Here is a 21833-nt window from a genome sequence, read left to right on the forward strand (position 1 = left end):
CTGTTGGTAAAGCCACCCATAGTCCGAAAGCTGGTCCGTTGCTGTTTAGAGAAGGATCTAAAAATCCACTAGCTAGAACCATTAAGGCAGCACCATCTAAACCTAATGTTGCTAAAGGAGCTTGATAAGAAGCTACTGTTACCGTTCCTGAAGCATCCCGAATGTCTAAAATGTAATCTGCCGTTGGTAACTCTAAATATCCTCTGAATTCTGGAAAGGAAATATCATCAACCACAGTTCCCGCTGGTACCGAAGTTTCTATCACATCTACAGTTGGTGCATCAGGCGAACCATGATTCACTAAAACATCGGTATTGGTTTCATTCAAAGCAGCTTCACGACCCATCGCAAACACATTTAAAGCAAAGTTTGGAGCTACAGAGTAACCTGTTGACGATACAATTCCGTTGGCTACAATAATATACGTTTCTCCATTGGCTAAGGTGGCCGTTAGGTTGTAAATGCTTTCGGCAGCAGAAGTTGAAGAAGCAGGAGCAATATCTATGCTTAAAGCAACTCCAGCAGGCACATCAATAAATGGTGTGGCAGTTCTAAAAGCAAAGTCGTTTAATAAAAGTTCGTCATTAACATACACATCTACTGTTGCTGCTGCTAAATCGGGTGAATTATGCACTACTTGTAAACGAGCCATTGGCATTTCTGCCGCAGGTAATGGAATTAATTCACCGCCTGTTGGTAAAGCCACCCATAGTCCGAAAGCTGGTCCGTTGCTGTTTAGAGAAGGATCTAAAAATCCACTAGCTAGAACCATTAAGGCAGCACCATCTAAACCTAATGTTGCTAAAGGAGCTTGATACGAAGCTACTGTTACCGTTCCTGAAGCATCCCGAATGTCTAAAATGTAATCTGCGGTTGGTAACTCTAAATATCCTCTGAATTCTGGAAAAGAAATATCATCAACCACAGTTCCCGCTGGTACCGAAGTTTCAACCACATCAACGGTTGGTGCATCTGGCGAACCATGATTCACTAAAACATCAGTATTAGTTTCATTCAAGGCAGCTTCACGACCCATTGCATATACATTCAAAGCAAAGTTTGGAGCTACAGAGTAACCTGTTGACGATACAATTCCGTTTGCTACAATAATATACGTTTCTCCATCGGCTAAATTAGCCGTTAGGTTGTAAATGCTTTCGGCAGCAGAAGTTGAAGAAGCAGGAGCAATGTCTATGCTTAAAGCAACTCCAGCAGGCACATCAATAAATGGTGTGGCAGTTCTAAAAGCAAAGTCGTTTAATAACAAACCGTTGTTTACATAAACATCAACGGTAGCCGCAGCTAAATCTGGCGAGTTGTGAATAACTTGTAATCTCGCAGTTTGGGCAAAACTGATGCTGCTTATTAGCAACATTCCAAGCCAAAAAAGTTTTGTAATTTCTTTCATAATTATAATGCTTTTTGTTTAACGATATAAAGATAAAGATAAACAAAATATTATTTTAACATTTTAACGTAAAATTAATAGTTTTTAACATATATTTTAGAATTGTAATATGTTGTAATTCAGCATCATAGATAGTTTAGTGTCAATTTTAATTGAGATTGGAGTTAGTTTAGCGTTAAACGAATGTCTAATTATTTGAATAAAAAGTTAAACAAAATTTAATTAATACATTTGATTTTCATCGCTAGCCCCTATTATATCTACTTTTAAATTATAATCTATATTGAATTCATTTATACATTTTAACGATTATTTTTAGCATTTTATAGTTTATACTAGGAAAATTACGAGAGAAAGTCATAACTTTCAACACTTTTTATAAAGTACTTGCATGTAGCCCCAAATTCTACATCCAATTTTTTAATGAAAATATTAAGGTTGTATCATGACGCCTGAAGAAAAATTGAATATTATTAACCGTTTAAATGCTCTAGAATTTCAACAGAAAAAAAATCTAGATGAATTAGGAGCTTTAAAAAAATACCTCGAAGAAAATCCTAAACTTCTTAAGTCTTGGGATGATTTAGGCGAGGTAAGTGGCTTTTATGTGGATAGCTTTTCAAAAGTTGAATCCTATGAAAATCGTCCTGTAAATGAAGAAAACCGAAATGTTTTTGCGACAGAAAACCAAGCCAAAGCCAGTTTAGCCAAAGCTCAATTGAGTCAGTTATTAAAATCGTTTTTTGGAGGTTGGAATCCTCACTTAGATAATTATGCTATTTTTCCACAAATTAATGACAATGTTATTACTCCTTATATTGGGATTTCAATTTTGCCACAATTTTTAGCTTTTCGTTCTCGAGAAAAAGCAATGCTCTTTTATCAACAACATGAAGCATTAATTCAAGACTATTGGTCTGAGTTTTTAATCTAATTTTTTATTATATTTATAGGATAAAACTAGGTTTCATGCGTTTTTTCATTCTCTTATTTATTTTTTTCTTTCATTTTGGCTTTGCTCAAGAAGTTTCAATTCAGTCGAAAGAAGTTTTAACTGTTCACGATACTACTTTTGTTAATCTAAAAGACTATTCTTCTGATTTTGTCTTGGATATGCGATACGCAACCGAAAATAATTTTTTAAATGCTAAAGTTTATGAGTGTGCCGAATGTTATTTGCGTTTTAAAACAGTAAAAAAACTGATTGAAGCTAACGAAAAGTTCATGAAATTAGGTTACCGAATCAAACTTTTTGATTGTTATCGTCCATTGGATATTCAAAAGAAAATGTGGGCAATCGTTTCCAATCCAATTTATGTCGCCGATCCTAAAAAAGGTTCGATTCACAACCGTGGGTGTGCAGTTGATATTACATTGGTTGATGAAAAAGGAGTTGAATTAGATATGGGAACTGGTTTTGATCATTTTGGAATTGAAGCGGCACATCCATACCAAGATTTATCCGAACGCGTATTAGCCAATAGAAAACTATTAAAATCTGTGATGGAAAGTAGTTCTTTTAAAACCTTTGCTTCCGAATGGTGGCATTATGATTTAATCACCAAAGAGAAAGACGCTGTTTCTAATTTTAGATGGAATTGCAACTAATTAATTAACGCAATGCAAATAGTCTACAAAATAATTTGCAGGTTTGATGGTTTCATTTAAAAGTTCAGATTGAAATTCTTCTCGGATAAGATAATCAACAGTTTCTGTACTGTATTTTACTCGCATTAAGGCAATTGGGCTTGCTTTTAATTCTTCGATAGTATTGATTAAGAAGAGAAAATTTGCAGATAAAACCCGTACATTTTTATCTTCATTTCTAAAGAAAGTACCACAATTTTCAACATTATTATGCACTAACGTGATGATTTTTCCATTTTCTAATTGAAAATAAAGTTTAGCAGAAGGATCGACACAATAGGCTCTACTAAAATCGCTATTTTTTTGTAATAATTGATAGTTTAAAACAGGCGTTCCGTTATCGACTGATAACGAAAAAAAGATATAATTTTCATTGTTTCCAAATCGTTTTTCAAACATTAAAAATTCTTTCGTAGTTTTTAAAGTTCCTAAGCTATCCGTCACTTCAACTGTATATTCACAGTTTTTTTGAGCATTAAATGAGATTGAAAACAATAAAAGAAAAGTAAAAACAATAAATTTCATGGGGCTTATTTTATTTTTTTGCAAAGTAAAACAATTTTTTGATTATTTAAATCGGTTGCGAAGAAACAATATAAATCGCCACCATCTTTAATTTTCCATTTTTTTCGAATATGCTCTACCGTTTCCGGAAAATTTCGGGTAGTAATATTCGCTTTTTGATTTTCTAAAAGACGTTTCATATTCGTTTTTGAATAGTCTATTTTCTGTTGAATTTCAAAAATCCTACCACAAAAATCCATAATTTTATCAGAAGTATATAAATGGGTTTGGGAATGCAATTTCAAAACCGGATAATGTTTTGCAATTTCACTAAAACCACCTGATTTCATAACTGCCGCATTGGGTTCAAATAAATAGGTAAGCGGTTCACTAAAAGTAACTTCGAATTTGTTTTTGGTCATTTCAAAGTCAAAATGTTCCTTTCCTTTTTTAGAAATGTTGACTGTTTTAATCATCGGATTACCACTAAAATCGTGATGGATTTCCCAAAGTAATTCTTTCACTTCGTTTTCAACGGCCACAATGTGAATAGCTGCTACGTTTTTTAATTCTTGTAAACCAACAGTTAAATCTAATAAAGGAGCCGTTTTGATAAGTATTCTTAAACTAAATTGGAAATAAAAATTCAGTAATTCGGGTACATTGGGCTCGCAATCACGCAATAGAAAAACTTTTCCTTTCGATTCATTTCTTCGTGAAGGATCAATATAAATCCAATCAAATGTAGTTTGTAAATTTTCTAAAATACGTTCACTTTCTCCCGAAAGACAAGTGATATTGGTTACTTGTAGTTGGTTATAATTATGCAAAACACGTTTTGAAAGGCTTGCTTCGTGCTCGCAATGAACTACTTTTTCAAAATGCTTTGCAAAATAAAACGCATCGACACCATAACCGCCAGTTAAATCAATTAGCGTTTTACCAAAAATTAAACTGGCTTTATAATCGGCTGTAATTTCTGAAGAAGTTTGTTCTACCGAAACTTTACTTGGGTAAATTATTTTTGGTGTTTTAAACCACGTGGGCAACTTTTCTTTCGCTTTGGTTTTGGCTTCTATCTGTTGTAAAATTTGTCTCCAATCAAACGTTGGAAAAGGATTTTTTTGTAACGCTAAAGTTGAAATCGATTGACCAACCTGCTGTGAAATAAATGTTTGAATGTCATCATTTAGTAGGCGTTTCCAATCTTCCAAAGCCATATGCTATAAGTTTTTTGTGATCAATTGAACAACTTTATTGTTCGGAAAAAACTCTTTACCTATTACTTTAATAATGGTATATAAAGGTACCGCGATAATCATTCCCACTATTCCAGAGATAAAACCAGCAGTTAAAATCACTAAAAAAATTTCTAACGGATGCGATTTGGTACTGTTCGAAAAAATTAAGGGTTGGTTCACATTATTATCAATAAGTTGGACCACAAAAAAAGCGATCAGTAAATAGATTGTAGATGGTAACATGGTCGTTTGAAAATCATCGCCAATATGTCCAATCATCGAAAGTAAAGCAGCTAAAAAAGAAGCTATTAACGGGCCGATGTACGGAATAATATTTAGAATGGCACATAAAAAAGCAATAATCAAAGCATTATTGATACCAAAAATTAACAGGACGATAAAATACAACACAAAAACTATGAAAAGTTGGAGTAATAATCCGATGAAATAACGAGAAAGCAAAACATTGATTTTATGGATAGAATTCAAGGTTTCTTCTTCGTGACTATCTGGAATGATGGTTTTTGCACCAGCAATAAAAATAATTTTATCTTTTAAGAAGAAAAAAGTAATGAATAAAATTGAAGCAACAGCCATTCCGAAGGAACTTAACGTACCCAATAAACCATTAAAAAAAGCAGGAACTAAATTAATATTTAAAATAGATTTAGTTTTAAACTCTTTTAATAATTCTTCTGTTTTAAAACCTCTTTCACTTAAGAATAAGTTGATATCGGTATATATAAAAGTAATTTTTTCCTGAATAGCGTCGGTATTCAACAAGGATAAACTTGCTGCCTGTGACGAAATTAGCGGGATGAACATGAGCACAAATAAGCCCATGACCAAAATTAAAATTATAAAGGTAGTAATCACAGCCCAAACAGTATTAAACTTACATTTATTTCGCAAAAATTCTACTAATGGATTTAAAATAAGTGCGAGAATGAGAGATAGTACTAAGTATAATAGAACGGTTTGAATTGAAAAGATAAAAAGCAATACCAGAGCAATCAAGACTAATTTTCCAATTGCTTTTAAAATACCAACACTTATTATTTTTGAAGTCATACAAAATTATTTAGATAAAAAACTAATTTGAAAAAACGTAGTTAATCATATTTGCACCCATTTTTAGTGCCTTTTCACGAACTTCTTTCGGGTCATGATGAACTTCTTCATCTTCCCAACCATCACCTAAATCCGATTCAAAAGTGTAGAATAAAGCTAAGCGTCCCTCAATAAAAATCCCGAAAGCTTGCGGACGATTATTTTCATGTTCATGGATTTTAGGCAAACCACTTGGAAAATTAAAAGGTTTTTGAAAAATGACATTATTGGAGGGTATCTCGACCAAATCATTGTTTGGGAAAAGTTTTTTTATTTCTTTTCGAATGTATTTATCCATTCCAAAATTATCATCAATATGTAAAAAACCACCAGCAGAAAGATAATTTCGTAAATTAATTAATTCAGTAGCAGAAAAAGTAACATTTCCATGTCCCGTCATGTGCACAAAAGGATAAGAAAACAAATCAGGGCTTCCGGGTTCTACAGTGACTGGCTTAAGTGTTAATTTGGTTTGAATTGTTTGGTTGCAAAATTTAATTAAATTAGGCAAGGAAGTAGGATTGGCATACCAATCGCCACCACCGCTGTATTTTAATAGAGCAATTTCTTGTGCTTGGAGTAAAAAACCCAAAAAAAGCAATGTAGTTATAAACACTTTTTTCATAAAATACGGTTATTCGTTTTCGTATACTACTGAATGACAAGCGACTAATGCTGCCGTTTCTGTTCGTAAGCGAGTTGCTCCCAAAGATAAAGGAATATATTGATTTTCAAGAGCCATTTTGATTTCTGAAGAAGAAAAATCACCTTCAGGACCAATTAAAATTGTTACATTTTCAGCTTTCTTTAAGCTTTCTTTCAATGTTTTTTTATGTTCTTCTTCACAATGAGCTATAAACTTTTGTCCACTTATTTCTTTTTGGATAAATGATTTAAAAGCAATCGGTTCGTTCAAAATAGGTAAAAAGTACTGATTGGACTGCTTCATCGCTGAAAGTATGATTTTATCAAACCGTTCCGTTTTAATCACTTTTCGTTCTGAATTTTCACAAATAATAGGCGTGATTTCATGAATTCCAATTTCTGTAGCTTTTTCTAAAAACCACTCAAATCGCTCATTCATTTTGGTAGGAGCAACTACTAAATGTAAGTGATAGGCGGGTTTTATTTGAGCTTCAAAAGACAAAATTTTGACCGTACATTTTGTATCAGAAGCCAAGATCATTTCTGTTTTAAAACATAAACCTAATCCGTTGGTAACAAATAGTATATCGCCTTCTTTCTTACGTAAAACTTTATGAATATGTTTGCTTTCTTCTTTATCAAAAGAAAACGACTGACTATCCTGGTCAATGGCTTGAAAATAAAATAACTGCATTAAAATTCAATTCTAGCTTTTGAAACAACCGTAGCCGATTCAAAAAGTTGGTGTTTATATTTTTGATAACCCACTATACCAATCATCGCCGCATTGTCGGTTGTATATTCAAATTTAGGAATAAATGTTTTCCAATTGTATTTTTGTTCAGCATCTTTTAAGGTAGCTCGAATTCCAGAATTTGCCGAGACACCTCCACCAATTGCAATTTGTGTGATACCCGTTTCCGCAACGGCCATTTTGAGTTTGTCCATTAAGATTTTAATAATGGTATGTTGCACGGAAGCACAAATGTCCGCTTTGTTTTCTTCAATAAAATTAGGGTTTTGAGCTACATTTTTTTGAATAAAATATAAAATTTGGGTTTTTAACCCCGAAAAACTAAAATTCAAACCAGGCACTTTTGGACTCGTAAAGGCAAATGCTTTTGGGTTGCCTTGTTTTGATAATTGGTCTATTAAAGGACCGCCAGGATAGGGAAGGCCTAGAATTTTAGCAGTTTTGTCAAAAGCTTCACCTACCGCATCATCGGTTGTTTCACCAATGATTTCCATGTCGAAAAAATCACTCACTTTCACAATTTGTGTGTGTCCACCCGAAATCGTTAACGCTAAAAAAGGAAAAGTGGGTTTGTCAAAACCTTCCTCGTCAATAAAATGAGCTAAAATGTGCGCATGCATGTGATTCACCGCCAATAAAGGAATTCCTAAAGCCATTGAAAAAGATTTGGCGAATGAACTTCCCACCAATAAAGAACCCATTAAGCCTGGACCTTGCGTAAAGGCAACGCCATGCAATTGGTCTTTTGTAATTCCCGCTTTTTTTAATGCTAATTCTACCACCGGAATAATATTTTGTTGGTGTGCACGTGAAGCTAATTCGGGCACAACACCACCATATTCCTCGTGAATTCGCTGGTTGGCCACCACATTAGATAATACGACATCGTTTTTTAGTACAGCTGCTGCGGTATCATCGCACGAACTTTCAATCGATAAAATAAAAATAGGATTTTTAGTCATAGAAAGGCATGAATTTTGAAGTATATTTGTTTCCAATAATTTAGCGACTTAGAAAGTATTTTTCTTTGTTAAAATTAATTATTTTTGTTTTCCGTAAAAGTACACTTTTACAAATAATGCTACAAATTTATAATAGTTAGGATATCAGAAAATTTAAAAAAATAGTACTACGAATTTTAGTGGTTTTTCTACTATTGGTACTTGTTTTTGGTATTCTACTCACTATTCCTGCGGTTCAAACAAGAATCGGACAATATGCCACCAACGAAATTAATATTGCCTACGGCACTGATATTACGATAGAACAAGCTTCAGTTACTGTTTTTGGTGGTGTAAAACTTAAAAAAGTACTTGTGCGTGATCACCATCAAGACACCTTGTTTTTTATTAATCGATTAAAAACAAACATCTTAGATTTTAATCGGTTAACGAATGGCGATTTGCTTTTTGGAAATATCAAAGCAGATGATTTACTTTTTAAATTAAAACAATACAAAGGCGAAAAGGATAATAATCTCGATCGATTTGTAGCCGCTTTTGATGATGGATCAACTTCCTCAGGCAAATTTTTAATGACTGCACAAACGATTGAATTGGCAAACAGCCGGTTTATAATGATTGATGAAAATATAGAAAGTAAGAAAATTTTAGATTTTTTAAATATTAATGCCCAAGTAAACAACTTTAAAATACTTGGTACTTCAGTGACAACTGCCATTAGCAACATGAATTTTAAAGATTTTCGTGGATTACAAGTCACAAAATTGAAAACTAATTTTACGTATACCAAAGATAATATTTTACTTCAAAAATTAGACTTAGCAACCAAAGCTTCTACGCTTAAAGCGGACGTGGCAATGCGGTATAATCGTGAAGATTTTTCGAATTTTCTAAATAAAGTAATTTTTGATGTTAATGTAACTTCTGCAACCATTACTTCCAACGACATTCGCTATTTTTATGAAGAATTAGGTGAAAATCACACCTTTCAATTAAAAACAAATCTTCTGGGAACACTCAATGATTTTCGTACTAAAAACTTAAATCTTGTTGACAATCACGATACTAAAATTATTGGAGATTTACATTTTAAAAATATTTTTGGAAATGAAAAACAATTATTTTCCTTAGACGGAAATTTTGAGAATCTGACTTCAAATTATGAAGATTTAGCTGCTTTATTGCCGAATTTATTAGGAAAAACATTACCAACTTCTTTAAAAAAACTAGGTCAATTTTCGGTTATTGGATCTACAACTGTCACGACTACTACTATAGATACAGATTTGTTTATGTCTTCATCTTTAGGGAATTTACAAGCAGATTTGGTTATGTCTAATATCCAAAATATTGATAATGCAACCTACAAAGGAAAAATTATTTTGGATAATTTCAATGTTGGCTCAATGCTCAATCAAAAAGAAGTGGGTTATGTTTCGATGAATGCTGATGTGGACGGAAAAGGATTTACGTTAAAGTTAATCGACACAAAATTTAAAGGGAGTGTGACCAAATTACAGTTTATGAACTATAATTATACGGGAATACTTGTAGATGGAAATTTTAAAAAACCTATTTTTAAAGGAAAAGTTAATATTAATGACCCAAATTTATTCATGGAATTTGACGGTTTGGTTGACATTTCAAAAAAAGAAAATGTATATAAATTTGACACCAAAATTGATTATGCAAATTTAACTGCCCTGCAGCTGGTTAAAATGGATAGTGTTTCGATTTTTAAAGGAAAGATATATACCAATTTGGTTGGAAATTCACTTAACAATTTATATGGTGATGTATTGATTGAAGAAACGTCCTATCAAAATCCACGCGATATTTATTATTTTGATAATTTTAAATTGAATTCGTCTTTTGACCAAATAAAGAACGAACCATAACAATCAATTCACCCGATATTATTGAAGGAAAGTTAGTTGGAAAATTTGATTTTGAAGAAATTCCCGCTATTGTTGAAAATGCTTTCGGAAGTATTTATACCAATTATCAACCTAATAAAGTTAAAAAAGAACAGTATTTAAAATTTAATTTTTCACTCTACAACAAAATTATCGAGATATTCTTTCCAGACATTTCCATCAGTGCCAATTCCAATATTAAAGGAAGTATGAATGCGAATACCAACGATTTTAAAATTGATTTTAATTCGCCAGAAATCAAAGCATACGGTAATGTAATTAGCAACTTGAATTTGGAAATTGACAATAAAAACCCGCTTTTCAACACCTATGTTTCTATTGACAGCGTGCAAACCAAAGTATATAAAATATCAGATTTTAATTTGATTAACATCACCAAAAAAGACACGCTTTATTTTCGCTCAGAGTTTAAAGGAGGTAAAACGGGGGGCGATTATTATAATATTGATGCCTATCATACAATTGATGCACAGAAGAATAACGTTGTTGGCTTACTGAAGTCGGAGTTGAAATTTAAAGATGATTTGTGGTTTTTAAATGAGGAAAATAGTAAATCGAATCGAATTGTTTTTAATAACAACTTATCCGATTTTAAGTTTGATGACTTTTTGTTGACCAATCAGGAACAAAAAATAAGTTTTTTTGGAGCAATTAATAGTAAAGCCGACAAGAATTTAGAATTGCTTTTTGAGCATGTAGATATTGGAAAAATTATTCCTGAAATAGATAATTTTGTCATGGAAGGAAATCTCAATGGTAAAGCAAGTTTTAAAGAACGCAATAAAATCATTGAACCACTGGCTTCTATTGATGTAGATGATTTAAAGGTAAATAATATTCTACTTGGAAATTTAGCCTTGGATGTTACTGGGAATAATGAATTAAATTCGTTTGCAGTTCTCTCCACGATAGATAATAAAAATTTGGAAAGTTTTAAGTTAGAAGGAAATTTATCAAGTCAGAGTGGTAAAAATATGATTGACATGGCCGTTCGGCTAGACAAATTCAATATCGGTGCGTTCAGTAACATTGGCGGAGAAGTCATTTCAAATATTCGAGGCTTAATTAGTGGAAATGCAAATTTTAGTGGCGATTTGATGAATCCAGAAATGAATGGCCGTTTATTTTTAAATAAAGCGGGATTAGCCGTCCCTTATTTAAATGTAGATTATCAAATTCAAGATGAAGCGGTGGTCGATTTAACAGAACGGCAATTTCTTTTACGAAATATCAACTTAAGCGATACAAAATACAATACAAAAGGTATTTTATCTGGAAATATTAGACATACACGATTGTCCGATTGGAAACTCGACCTAAATGTAAATACAGATTATATGGTCGTTTTAGACACCGAAGATTCCGAAGATGCCTATTATTACGGAAAAGCTTTTATCTCTGGCCGAGCAAGTATTACCGGATTAACTTCTGCACTTTTAATTGATGTGAATGCTAAATCGGAAAAAGGTACTGCTATAAAATTACCAATTTCAGATGAAGTAGGAGTGGGCGAAAAGAATTTTATCCATTTTATGACCAAAGAAGAAAAGTTCAATTTAAATGCCAATTTAGTTCGACCTGAACGTAATTATTCTGGTCTCGAATTACAGTTTGATTTAGATATCAATGAAAATGCAGAAATAGAAGTGATTTTAGATAAAGAAACGGGCCATAATATGAAAGGGCGAGGAGTAGGTAATTTATTATTACAAATTAACACCTTAGGAAAATTCAATATGTATGGCGATTTTATGGTGTATCAAGGCGAATATAATTTTAAATACCGCTCTTTAATTAATAAAAAATTCAAAGTACGCAAAAACGGAAATATTGTTTGGGAAGGCGATCCATTAAAAGCCCGATTAAACCTAGAAGCAGTTTATGAAACGAGGGCTAATCCTGCCGTTTTATTGAATAATTCTTCAGTTAATCAAAAAGTGCCAGTAGAAGTCGCTATTTTAATTAATGGAACAATTAGTAATCCAGAACCCGATTTTAATATTTATTTGCCAACCGTTTCTTCTACCTTAAAATCAGAAGTACAAACGGTTTTAGATGATAAAGATGTACGACAAACCCAAGCACTTTATTTGCTTGCGAGCGATAGTTTTTTAAGTCCAGAAGGTGGTAATGTAGGACAAAGTGCATTATACAACAACCTTTTTCAAACCATGAGTGGTGTTTTTGATGATTTGTTTTTTGATTCGGATAGTAAAATTTCAGTCGAAGTCGGTTATGTTGCTGCCGAACGAACCCCAAATGGAGAAACAAATGGCAACGTGAGTGTGTCCACCTCTTTCAATATCAACGAAAGAATTTCTGTTAATGGTGTTTTGGGTGTGCCAATTGGCGATGTAAATCAGGCTGCCGTTATAGGTGATTTAGAAGTTTTATATCGGGTAAATGATGACGGTTCGTTGAATTTTAAAGTATTTAACCGTGAAAATGATATTAATTATATTGGAGAAGGGGTTGGCTATACGCAAGGAATAGGTATCACGTATCAAGTTGATTTTGATACCTTTGATGAATTATACAACAAAGTTTTTCGCAATGCAAAATATAAAGTTGAACAAGAACAAAAATCACATGAAGAAATTCCAGATTCTAACATTGCTCCTGAATTTATAAACTTTTCAACCCGGAAAAAAAGTAAAATTGTGAAACCAAAATCGGAAACAGAACAGCCAAAAACACCACCTGAAATTGTTCCAGAAGAATAAATAAAAAAGTCCAAAGTCTAGTCCTTATGGAGAATTAAAAACTTATTAACGAAAACGTTTGATTTTCAGAGCAATTGTCAATATCATTAAAACAATAGGACTAAAGTCGTATTTCTTTGCTAATTTTACAATATAAACTTCAAGTTATGATTAAAACGATAAAAAAGATTGGGGTATTAACTTCTGGAGGCGATGCCCCAGGAATGAATGCAGCCATTCGATCTGTGGTACGAACGTGTGCCTATTATAAAGTAGACTGTGTCGGTATTTATCGCGGATACCAAGGAATGATCGAAGGCGATTTTAAAGATATGGGGCCAAGATCTGTTCATAATATTGTGAATAAAGGTGGAACTATTTTAAAATCAGCACGTTCAAACGATTTTAAAACGGAAGAAGGTCGAAGGCTAGCTTATGAAAACTTGCAAAATGAAAATATTGATGCCTTAGTTGTCATCGGTGGAGATGGTAGTTTTAATGGGGCTTTGGCTTTTAATAAAGAATTTAAAATTCCTGTAATCGGAATTCCAGGAACGATTGATAATGATATTTTTGGAACCAGTCATACATTGGGTTTTGATACGGCTTTAAATACCGTTGTAGAAGCCATCGATAAAATTAGAGATACTGCCAGTTCTCATAATCGTTTATTTTTAGTAGAAGTAATGGGAAGAGATGCTGGTCATATTGCCTTAAATGCGGGAATTGGAGCTGGAGCAGAAGAAATCTTAATTCCAGAAGAAGATATGGGATTAGAACGCTTGTTAGAATCACTTCGCAGAAGCAAATTATCCGGAAAATCCTCTAGTATCGTAGTCATTGCAGAAGGTGATAAAATCGGAAAAAGTGTTTTTGAATTAAAAGATTATATCGACTTAAATATGCAAGAATATGATGTTCGTGTTTCTGTATTAGGCCACATGCAACGAGGCGGTGCTCCTTCTTGTTTTGACCGTGTGCTCGCTTCACGTTTAGGCGTAAAAGCGGTAGAATCTTTATTAGAAGGAAAAAGCTGTTTTATGGTCGGATTACACAATGATAAAATAGAATTAACCCCTTTAGAAAATGCGATAAAAGGACATTCTCGGATAGACAGAGAACTTTTGCGAGTGTCTGAAATCATGTCAATATAAAAAAAAATACTAACTAACTAAATAAGAATAAAATGTCAAAAGTAAAAATTGGAATTAATGGATTTGGTCGAATTGGAAGAATCGTTTTTAGAGAATCTTTCAATAGAGATAATGTAGAAGTTGTAGCAATTAATGATTTATTAGAAGTAGACCATTTGGCCTACTTGCTAAAATATGATTCTGTTCATGGTCGTTTCAACGGAAAAGTGGAAGTAAAAGACGGACAATTGTATGTAAACGATAAATTTATTCGGGTTACCGCAGAAAGAGATCCAAAATTAATCAAATGGGATGATAAAAATGTAGATGTAGATATCGTGGCAGAATGTACTGGTATTTTTACAACCTTGGCAACAGCTCAGGCTCATATTGATGGTGGTGCCAAAAAAGTAGTTATCTCAGCTCCTTCAGCAGATGCTCCTATGTTTGTGATGGGCGTTAACCATTCCACTGCAAAAGCCAGTGATACCATTGTGTCGAATGCTTCTTGTACCACAAATTGTTTAGCTCCGTTAGCGAAAGTTATTCATGATAATTTTACAATTGTAGAAGGTTTAATGACCACAATTCACGCTACAACTGCAACACAGTTAACGGTAGACGGTCCTTCTAAAAAAGATTTCCGTGGCGGACGTTCTGCTTTATTAAATATGATTCCTTCTTCAACAGGAGCTGCAAAAGCAGTTGGAAAAGTAATTCCCGATTTAAACGGAAAATTAACAGGAATGTCAATGCGTGTTCCAACTGCCGATGTTTCTGCTGTTGATTTAACCGTGAAGCTTGCCAAAGAAACTTCGTATGATGAAATTATGAAAGTACTTAAAAATGCTTCGGAAACGTCAATGAAAGGAATTTTAGGATTTACGGAAGACGATGTGGTTTCTCAAGATTTTATATCAGACCCTAGAACTTCTATTATCGATGCTAAAGCTGGTATTGGTTTAAATAGTACCTTCTTTAAAATAATTTCTTGGTATGATAACGAATATGGTTATTCTAGTAAATTAATAGATTTGGCAGTTCATATTTCAAAATTATAACATTAACTAAAAATCCTATTTTGTATAATGCAAAATAGGATTTTTTATTCCATAAAAAACTCCTACTCATGAAATTATTAGTAGACGGTGGCTCAACCAAAGCAGATTGGATTGCCATTGATGATAACGGAAAAGTACTATTTACAACGCAAACACTCGGATTAAATCCAGAAGTGCTAGATAAAGAAGATGTAATTGCTCGATTAGAGGATAAATTTGATATTTCGCATAATCGAGACAAAGTCAAAAATCTCTTCTTTTATGGAGCTGGTTGTGGTACGGATCGAATGAAAGACTATTTAGCAGAAATTTTTCAAAATTATTTTCCAAATGCAATTGTGGCGGTGTATGAAGATACGTATGCAGCCGTGTATGCAACCACTCCAAAAGACGAACAAGCAATTGTATGTATTTTAGGAACGGGTTCTAATTGTAGTTTTTTTGACGGACAGGTTTTACATCAAAAAGTGCAATCGCTTGGTTATATTGTGATGGATGATGGCTCTGGAAATCACTTTGGACGCTTATTAATACGAGGTTATTTTTTTAATAAAATGCCTAAAGAATTAGCTGCTGAATTGCAAGAAGAATATAATTTGGATGCCGATTATGTCAAAGCAAATTTATATAAAGAAGCTAATCCTAATGCCTATTTGGCCACTTTTGCAAAATTCATTATCAAACACAAAGAGCATCCGTATTGCAAGAAAATCATTTACAAAGAACTCAAGAAATTTGTAAAAAATTACATCATGCAATATGAAAATTACCAAAGTGTTCCGGTTCATTTTGTAGGATCGATTGCTTTTTATTTAAAAGAGGAATTGGAAGAAATTTTAAGCAAATATGATATCAAAATAGGTAATGTTTTACGAAGACCAATTGATGGGTTAATTGCCTATCATATTTTAAACAAATAAAAATTTAAACCACGTTTTACGTGGTTTTTTTATCAACGTATATGGAAATAGCAATTATTGCCCACGACGGAAAGAAAGCAGACATGGTTCAGTTTTTAAACAAAAATAGGGCCATTTTGTTACATGAAAAAATTAAACTCATTGCTACCGGAACCACGGGAAGTAAAGTTGAAAACGCCGGATTTAAAGTCAAAAAAATGCTTTCTGGACCACTTGGCGGCGATGCTCAAATTGCGGGTCGCGTAGCAGAAGGCAAAACCAAAATGGTTATTTTTTTTAAAGACCCGTTGTCAAGTCATCCGCATGAGCCCGATGTCAATATGCTCATCCGCGTATGCGATGTTCACAATATTCCACTGGCAACCAATGAAGCTACCGCTCAGTTGTTAATGATTGCATTAACGATAACGTAGAAATTTAGTTTATTTAATGGCTAATACAGAAATTTCTATATTGACATTTTTGGGTAAACAAGTAACTTGAACCGTTTCACGAGCTGGAGCGGTTTTTTCGTTGAAGTAGTTTCCGTATACCGTATTGATTTTTGCAAAATCACCCATATTCATAATAAAAATAGTTGCTTTTACAACATTTTCAAAAGTCATATCTGCGGCGGTTAATACAGCTTTTAAATTTTCCATAACTTGTTTAGTTTCTGTTTCAATATCCGTTAGAACCAATTCACCTGTTTTCGGATTTATTGCAATTTGTCCAGAAGTATATAAGGTGTTGCCTACTAAAATAGCTTGGTTATACGGACCAATAGGAGCAGGAGCATTTTCGGTAAAGATTATTTTTTTCATACAAGTTGAATTATAAGTATTCGGATTAACGTAATTTTCGGTCTGGAAGTGAACGCTTATCATATTTAAGATCGCTTAATACAGAAGATTTTATTCCAATAAAAAAGCCCCATTGAGCAGTATCACCATAGGGAGACCAATTAAAATCCATTCGCCAGCTTAATAAATCTCTTTCAAATCGAAATTGGGTAAACGTAACTCCTTTTTGTACAAAATCATAACCAGAAGAAATGCCCACTTTCCATCGTGGAGTAACATCAATATTTCCAGAAAACATAATTGAGTTTCCTGTAATAGTACTTTCACGAGTTGAATTGCTGTAGGTTAAAGAATAAGCCAAGGTAAAATCCCAAGGTGTTTTACTATTATAGAATGTGGTTATTTCTTCTTCTTCCTCCTCATCGTCATCAAATTGACTGGCTCTTCGATCACTCAGGTCGGTATTCGTTCCAAATAAATCATCCTCACGACCGCCGTTTAAAGCTCCTTGCACATTTTTCTTTTTGCTCTCTTTTTTACCAGCACTTGAAAAGGAATAATTAGCGGTCATATTGGCACTAGTCATTCTAAACAGACTTCCGCCATTATCAATATTAAACCGGTCTATTCTTCTTCCGGCAGCATTAATCGCATAGGGGTCTAAAGTGGCTGCAAAATTGACATTCATTTTATCCTTAAATAATAAAGTTCCTCCGCTTAAGCGAACGGGTGCCCACTGCAAAGAATCAACCGCCATATTGTAACTCGTAGAAAAGTTTAATTGATTTAGTAACATTACTTTTCTTGGTTCCAGTTTTGTACTGTCTTTTTCGGTAACTTTCGCCTCAAACGTATTGCTTAATGAAAAGCCTAACGAATTGGCATAAGAACTAGAAGGCTGACCAAAAATACCGCCATCAAAACGTGTATATTGAGCCATATCGCCCGACGCATCAATGGCATAGGTATCATAATATTGTTCAAAGCTTGGAGCATAATTATGTGAAACCGATGGTCTCATTACATGTCGAATAGCTTGGATTTTCTTAGTGTCGCCAAAATTAAATGTTCCATAAATAGTTGTTCCAATATTAGAACCAAAATTGTAGGTTCGATAAGAATCAAAACCGCTTACTTCTGTAGTTACGACTTTATTGATTTCTGAATCAAATTCTTTGTCTATCGTTTTTAAAGACCAAACTTCATTGTAATTTGCATTGGCAGTCACACTGAAATGCTTAAAAACCTTAAAATTAGTACTTAACGGAATCGTATGTTGCATTCCTGCTTTTGCTGTATCGAACATTTCAGGTTTAAAAAATAGCGAATCGGTCGTGTTAATTCGATATTCTCCTCTTAAATTATATTGAAAATTGATATTTTTAATAATACCTTTTTTAGGTCCATCTTTAGAAGCGAAAGGAAATATTCGGTCAACACTAGCTTGTAAAGTAGGTAAAGTCATGTTGATTTCTTCAGTTCCGGTATTTTGATTATGTGTAGCCGACAATGACATATTAACTTGCGGAACCGTATTAAATGTTTTAGAATAAGAAACAGAAGAGCTTAAGTTGTTAATTAAATTAGAACCTATATTGTTCTGATTTAATGATTGTTGGAAAAACGTACTGCTTCCTAAATTGACGGAAGCAGAAAATCGAGAAGTTGGATTTGACTTTGCATCTTGGGTGTGCATCCATTGAATATTATAGTTTTTTGCCCGAGAATAATCTGGAAAACCGCGTTCACTTTGAATGATATTTTCAAAACGAAGGTTAAAACCACCACTAAATCGGTATTTTAACGCATAACTACTTTGAAAACGCAAACCATAACTTCCATTCGTATAATAATCACCTAAAATGGCCAAATCATAATAATCACTCAAAGCTAAATAATAACCTCCATTTTGCAAGGAATATCCTTGTTTTCGTGTATCTTGAAAAGTTGGAATAATGATACCAGAACTACTCTCTTCAGTCATAGGAAAAAAAGCAAACGGAATGGCAATAGGAGTAGGCACATTGGCAATTACCATATTTGTAAAACCCGTGATGACTTTCTTTTGCGGAACTAATTTAATCTTATCGGTATAAAAATAATATTCTGGATTATCAACATCTTTGGAGGTCGTAAATCGGGCTCCTTTTAAAAAGTAAACGGAATCATTTTCTTTTTTTGTTATCTCTGCCTTCACACGAAATTCGCCTTGCTCAGTTCGTGTATTCCAAATTAAAGCTTTTTTAGTTTTAAAATTAAACCGAATAGAATCGGGTTCAATGAGGTTAGTTCCTTGCTTAAAAACAGGTATTTGAGTGTAAACACCACTTGAATCTTTAATTCTACCCGCATAAACTTCACTTTTTTCATAGTCCATGATGATGATGCCCGCTTTCAATTCAATGTCCTGATAATATAATTCTGCTTGGTCGTAAAGCGTAATTAATTTCTTTTTTTGGTCAATTTTAGTATATTTTTCCGCTTTGTACTTAATTTTGTCTTCTAATAGAGTGGGTTTCTTGGCGGTTTTAAGCGTGTCTTGAACAAGCGTGTCCTGTAGAGTAAAAAAAGATTCTTTGTTGATAATCAGACTATCAGCTGGTTTTTCTGGAGAAACTTGCAGTGTTTTATTTTGCAATTCTTGGGCCTGAACTTTTGGTAAACCAATTGTTAGGAAAAATGCTGATAAAACGATATGAAATAACTTTGTCCGCAAATGTTTTAATGCTATTTTTGTAAAATTATGGCTTGGTTTTTGGTACGCCAAACTTACTGAATAATTTTGGTCAAAAATAAGTAAATAATCAATTTTAAAACCTAGCGTTTAAAATTAAATTAACTTTTAACAATGATAAACTTTTTAAATAAATACAAAATTGGCTATTTTGCTTTCGTCTTGCTCATGACTTTTAATGTATTTGCACAAACAAATACTAAATTTAAAGTAGTGCTTGACCCTGGTCATGGTGGAAAAGATTTCGGTGCAAATTATCATGGGTATATTGAAAAAAACATTGCACTAAAGGTTGCTTTGAAAGTAGGTAAAAACCTCGAAAAGTATGATGATATTGAAGTGATATATACTCGAACAACCGATGTTTTTATTGAATTAATGGAGCGAGCTCGAATTGCTAATCGAGCCAATGCCAATTTGTTTTTATCCATTCACTGTAATGCTTCTGCGAGTGGCGAAGCTTATGGTACAGAGACCTTTGTAATGGGTTTAACTAAAAATGCGTCCAACCTAGAAGTAGCCAAAAAAGAGAATGCCGTAATTACCTTAGAAAGTGATTATAAGATTAAGTATGCAGGCTATAATCCAAATTCGCCTGAAAGTGTGATTGGGATAACGCTACTTCAAGAAGAGTATTTAGATCAAAGTATCACGATTTCCACTAAAATTCAAAATGAGTTTACCAATAATTTAGAAAGAAAGAACCGCGGCGTTAAACAAGGTCCTTTTTTGGTTTTGAATCAAACGTCAATGCCTAGTGTTTTAACTGAGTTAGGCTTTATTTCGAATAGAAACGAAGGACTTTACTTAAATTCTGATAAAGGCCAAGAGGAGATTGCTAAAGCGATTTCGGTAGCGATTTTAAATTATAAAAAGGAGTATTTTGGTGAAAGCATGAATGTTAAAACTGAAAAACCTTCAAAAAATATTACAGAAACTCAAGTAAAAGATACACCAGTTGTAGCTAAAACAAATTCAAATCCTAAAGAGGAAGTTCAAAAACCAGCTGTGGTAACAGATAAAGGAGTTGTTTTTAAAATTCAAATTTCAGCTAGCGGAAAAAGTCTAGAGCTTGTTCCTCAGAATTTTAAAGGATTAAATCCGACTTCGGTTATAGTAGAAAATAATTTATATAAATATTATTTTGAACAAACCTCTAGTTATGAGGAAGCTAAAGAATTCTTGCAAGAAGCGAAAAACAAAGGATATGAATCTTCCTTTATAGTTGCTTTTAAAAACGGAATTAAAATCAGTATACAAGAAGCTTTAAAATTGAATTAATACTTTTTTACCTAAATTTGCTTTAAAAAATTACGACATTGAAATTAACGAAAGAAATTAAAACAGCCATCTTGGTGATTACTTCCATTTTACTATTTATTTGGGGGTATAGTTTTTTAAAAGGAACTGATATTTTAACAGATTATTCAACCTTTTACGTAGAATATGATGACGTAGAAGGATTGGTCAATTCTGCACCCGTAACCATTAACGGACACGTGATTGGTCAAGTAAAAAGTATCACTTTTAAAGACAAAGTTACTTGGAAACCCATTGTAGAAATTCAAATTCATGGAAAATATACTATTCCTAAATCCAGTACGGCTCTTATTTATGAGCCAGGATTAATTGGAGGAAAGATGATTCAAATTGTTCCAGGTACAGAAAATTCATCTATTGCAGCCGTATCAGGTGATTATCTTAAAGGTGATATTAAAAGTGGTTTAACTGCTTTGGTTTCTGAAAAATTAGAACCCTTAAAAGAGAAAATTGAAAAAGTAATGCTTTCTACCGATGTTTTATTAAACAATTTAAATGAAACGTTAGATGATAAAACCAAACAGAATATAAAAAGTAGTATTGCTAAATTAAATGAAACCTTAACAGAATTTAGTCAAGCTTCAAAATCGGTGAACGGAATGTTAGCCGAAAATAGAACCAAAATAAATTCGTCTTTGACCAATTTTGAAAAAACTTCGGAGAATTTAGCTAAAATGTCCGATTCTTTAGCAGCTGTTAACATCAAACAAACCGCTCAAAAGTTAGAACATACTCTAGCGAATGTAGATAAAATTATAACCGATTTAGAAAACGGAAATGGTTCAATGGGTAAATTGTTAAAAGATGATAAGCTGTATACTAATTTTACAGAAGCTTCTAAAGAGCTCGAACTATTGTTAGAAGATTTGCGTCTTAACCCCACTCGTTACATTAACGTTTCTTTGTTTGGCAAGAAAAACAAAGCTTACGTAGCTCCAGAAACAGAAGTAACACCAACTAAAAACGAATAAGC

Annotated in this window: 19 protein-coding genes; 10 read left to right on the forward strand and 9 right to left on the reverse strand. The window is 33.1% G+C overall.

The features are described from left to right. A partial coding sequence (locus PHR76_RS07350; RefSeq protein ID WP_300060333.1) for a DUF4397 domain-containing protein occupies positions 1 to 1408 on the reverse strand: 1408 nt, incomplete at its 3' end. A gap of 445 nt (positions 1409 to 1853) precedes the next feature. Here PHR76_RS07350 and PHR76_RS07355 point away from each other — a divergent pair. After that, positions 1854 to 2342, forward strand: coding sequence for a hypothetical protein (locus PHR76_RS07355; protein ID WP_300060336.1), 489 nt, complete (start codon positions 1854 to 1856; stop codon positions 2340 to 2342). A gap of 35 nt (positions 2343 to 2377) precedes the next feature. Continuing rightward, on the forward strand, positions 2378 to 3016 hold the full coding sequence (locus PHR76_RS07360; RefSeq protein ID WP_300060339.1) for a M15 family metallopeptidase: 639 nt from the start codon (positions 2378 to 2380) through the stop codon (positions 3014 to 3016). Here PHR76_RS07360 and PHR76_RS07365 read toward each other — a convergent pair whose 3' ends face one another. The 6 genes from PHR76_RS07365 to tsaD are packed head-to-tail and all read right to left on the reverse strand — an operon-like array spanning position 3017 to position 8271. Then, entirely contained in the window at positions 3017 to 3580 is a 564-nt protein-coding gene (locus tag PHR76_RS07365; protein ID WP_300060342.1) for a hypothetical protein, read from the reverse strand. Between the two features lie 5 nt (positions 3581 to 3585). Continuing rightward, positions 3586 to 4779: a class I SAM-dependent methyltransferase gene (locus tag PHR76_RS07370; RefSeq protein ID WP_300060345.1), complete on the reverse strand. Its 1194-nt coding sequence runs from the start codon at positions 4777 to 4779 to the stop codon at positions 3586 to 3588. A 3-nt stretch (positions 4780 to 4782) separates the two neighbouring features. Beyond that, complete coding sequence (locus tag PHR76_RS07375) at positions 4783 to 5871, reverse strand: AI-2E family transporter (RefSeq protein ID WP_300060348.1); 1089 nt, start codon at positions 5869 to 5871, stop codon at positions 4783 to 4785. Positions 5872 to 5893: 22 nt separating this feature from the next. Beyond that, on the reverse strand, positions 5894 to 6535 hold the full coding sequence (locus tag PHR76_RS07380; protein WP_300060350.1) for a DUF4159 domain-containing protein: 642 nt from the start codon (positions 6533 to 6535) through the stop codon (positions 5894 to 5896). A 9-nt stretch (positions 6536 to 6544) separates the two neighbouring features. Further along, positions 6545 to 7249: a 16S rRNA (uracil(1498)-N(3))-methyltransferase gene (locus tag PHR76_RS07385; RefSeq protein ID WP_300060353.1), complete on the reverse strand. Its 705-nt coding sequence runs from the start codon at positions 7247 to 7249 to the stop codon at positions 6545 to 6547. Continuing rightward, positions 7249 to 8271 carry a tRNA (adenosine(37)-N6)-threonylcarbamoyltransferase complex transferase subunit TsaD gene (gene tsaD, locus PHR76_RS07390; RefSeq protein WP_300060356.1) on the reverse strand — a complete coding sequence of 341 codons (1023 nt, stop codon included), beginning with the start codon at positions 8269 to 8271 and terminating at the stop codon, positions 7249 to 7251. Before tsaD ends, PHR76_RS07385 begins: the two co-directional genes overlap by 1 nt. Before the next feature lie 179 nt (positions 8272 to 8450). Here tsaD and PHR76_RS07395 point away from each other — a divergent pair, with 179 nt between their 5' ends. From PHR76_RS07395 to PHR76_RS07420, 6 genes are all read left to right on the forward strand, one after another. Beyond that, positions 8451 to 10169, forward strand: a complete 1719-nt coding sequence (locus PHR76_RS07395) for a hypothetical protein (protein WP_300060359.1) — start codon at positions 8451 to 8453, stop codon at positions 10167 to 10169. Positions 10170 to 10396: 227 nt separating this feature from the next. Then, positions 10397 to 12931, forward strand: coding sequence for a translocation/assembly module TamB domain-containing protein (locus PHR76_RS07400; protein WP_300060362.1), 2535 nt, complete (start codon positions 10397 to 10399; stop codon positions 12929 to 12931). A gap of 146 nt (positions 12932 to 13077) precedes the next feature. Beyond that, positions 13078 to 14064 (forward strand): 6-phosphofructokinase, encoded by a 987-nt coding sequence (gene pfkA / locus PHR76_RS07405; protein WP_300060365.1) that lies wholly within the window; start codon positions 13078 to 13080, stop codon positions 14062 to 14064. A 32-nt stretch (positions 14065 to 14096) separates the two neighbouring features. Further along, positions 14097 to 15104, forward strand: coding sequence for a type I glyceraldehyde-3-phosphate dehydrogenase (gene gap / locus PHR76_RS07410; RefSeq protein ID WP_300060368.1), 1008 nt, complete (start codon positions 14097 to 14099; stop codon positions 15102 to 15104). 68 nt (positions 15105 to 15172) lie between these two features. Continuing rightward, positions 15173 to 16024: a BadF/BadG/BcrA/BcrD ATPase family protein gene (locus PHR76_RS07415; RefSeq protein WP_300060371.1), complete on the forward strand. Its 852-nt coding sequence runs from the start codon at positions 15173 to 15175 to the stop codon at positions 16022 to 16024. Between the two features lie 41 nt (positions 16025 to 16065). After that, positions 16066 to 16437: a methylglyoxal synthase gene (locus PHR76_RS07420; protein WP_300060374.1), complete on the forward strand. Its 372-nt coding sequence runs from the start codon at positions 16066 to 16068 to the stop codon at positions 16435 to 16437. Between the two features lie 9 nt (positions 16438 to 16446). Here the strand turns inward: PHR76_RS07420 and PHR76_RS07425 are convergent, their stop codons facing one another. Next, the gene (locus PHR76_RS07425) at positions 16447 to 16827 is read right to left on the reverse strand and encodes a RidA family protein (protein WP_300060376.1); all 381 of its coding nucleotides are present in this window, start codon (positions 16825 to 16827) and stop codon (positions 16447 to 16449) included. A 25-nt stretch (positions 16828 to 16852) separates the two neighbouring features. Next, positions 16853 to 19573, reverse strand: coding sequence for a putative LPS assembly protein LptD (locus tag PHR76_RS07430; protein ID WP_300060378.1), 2721 nt, complete (start codon positions 19571 to 19573; stop codon positions 16853 to 16855). Positions 19574 to 19654: 81 nt separating this feature from the next. Between PHR76_RS07430 and PHR76_RS07435 the strand changes: the two genes are divergently transcribed. After that, complete coding sequence (locus tag PHR76_RS07435; RefSeq protein ID WP_366143585.1) at positions 19655 to 20821, forward strand: N-acetylmuramoyl-L-alanine amidase; 1167 nt, start codon at positions 19655 to 19657, stop codon at positions 20819 to 20821. Between the two features lie 38 nt (positions 20822 to 20859). Beyond that, the gene (locus PHR76_RS07440; RefSeq protein WP_300060381.1) at positions 20860 to 21831 is read left to right on the forward strand and encodes an MlaD family protein; all 972 of its coding nucleotides are present in this window, start codon (positions 20860 to 20862) and stop codon (positions 21829 to 21831) included. Positions 21832 to 21833: the final 2 nt, after the last annotated feature.

It is taken from the genome of Flavobacterium sp. (assembly GCF_028689845.1).
Taxonomy (GTDB): domain Bacteria; phylum Bacteroidota; class Bacteroidia; order Flavobacteriales; family Flavobacteriaceae; genus Flavobacterium.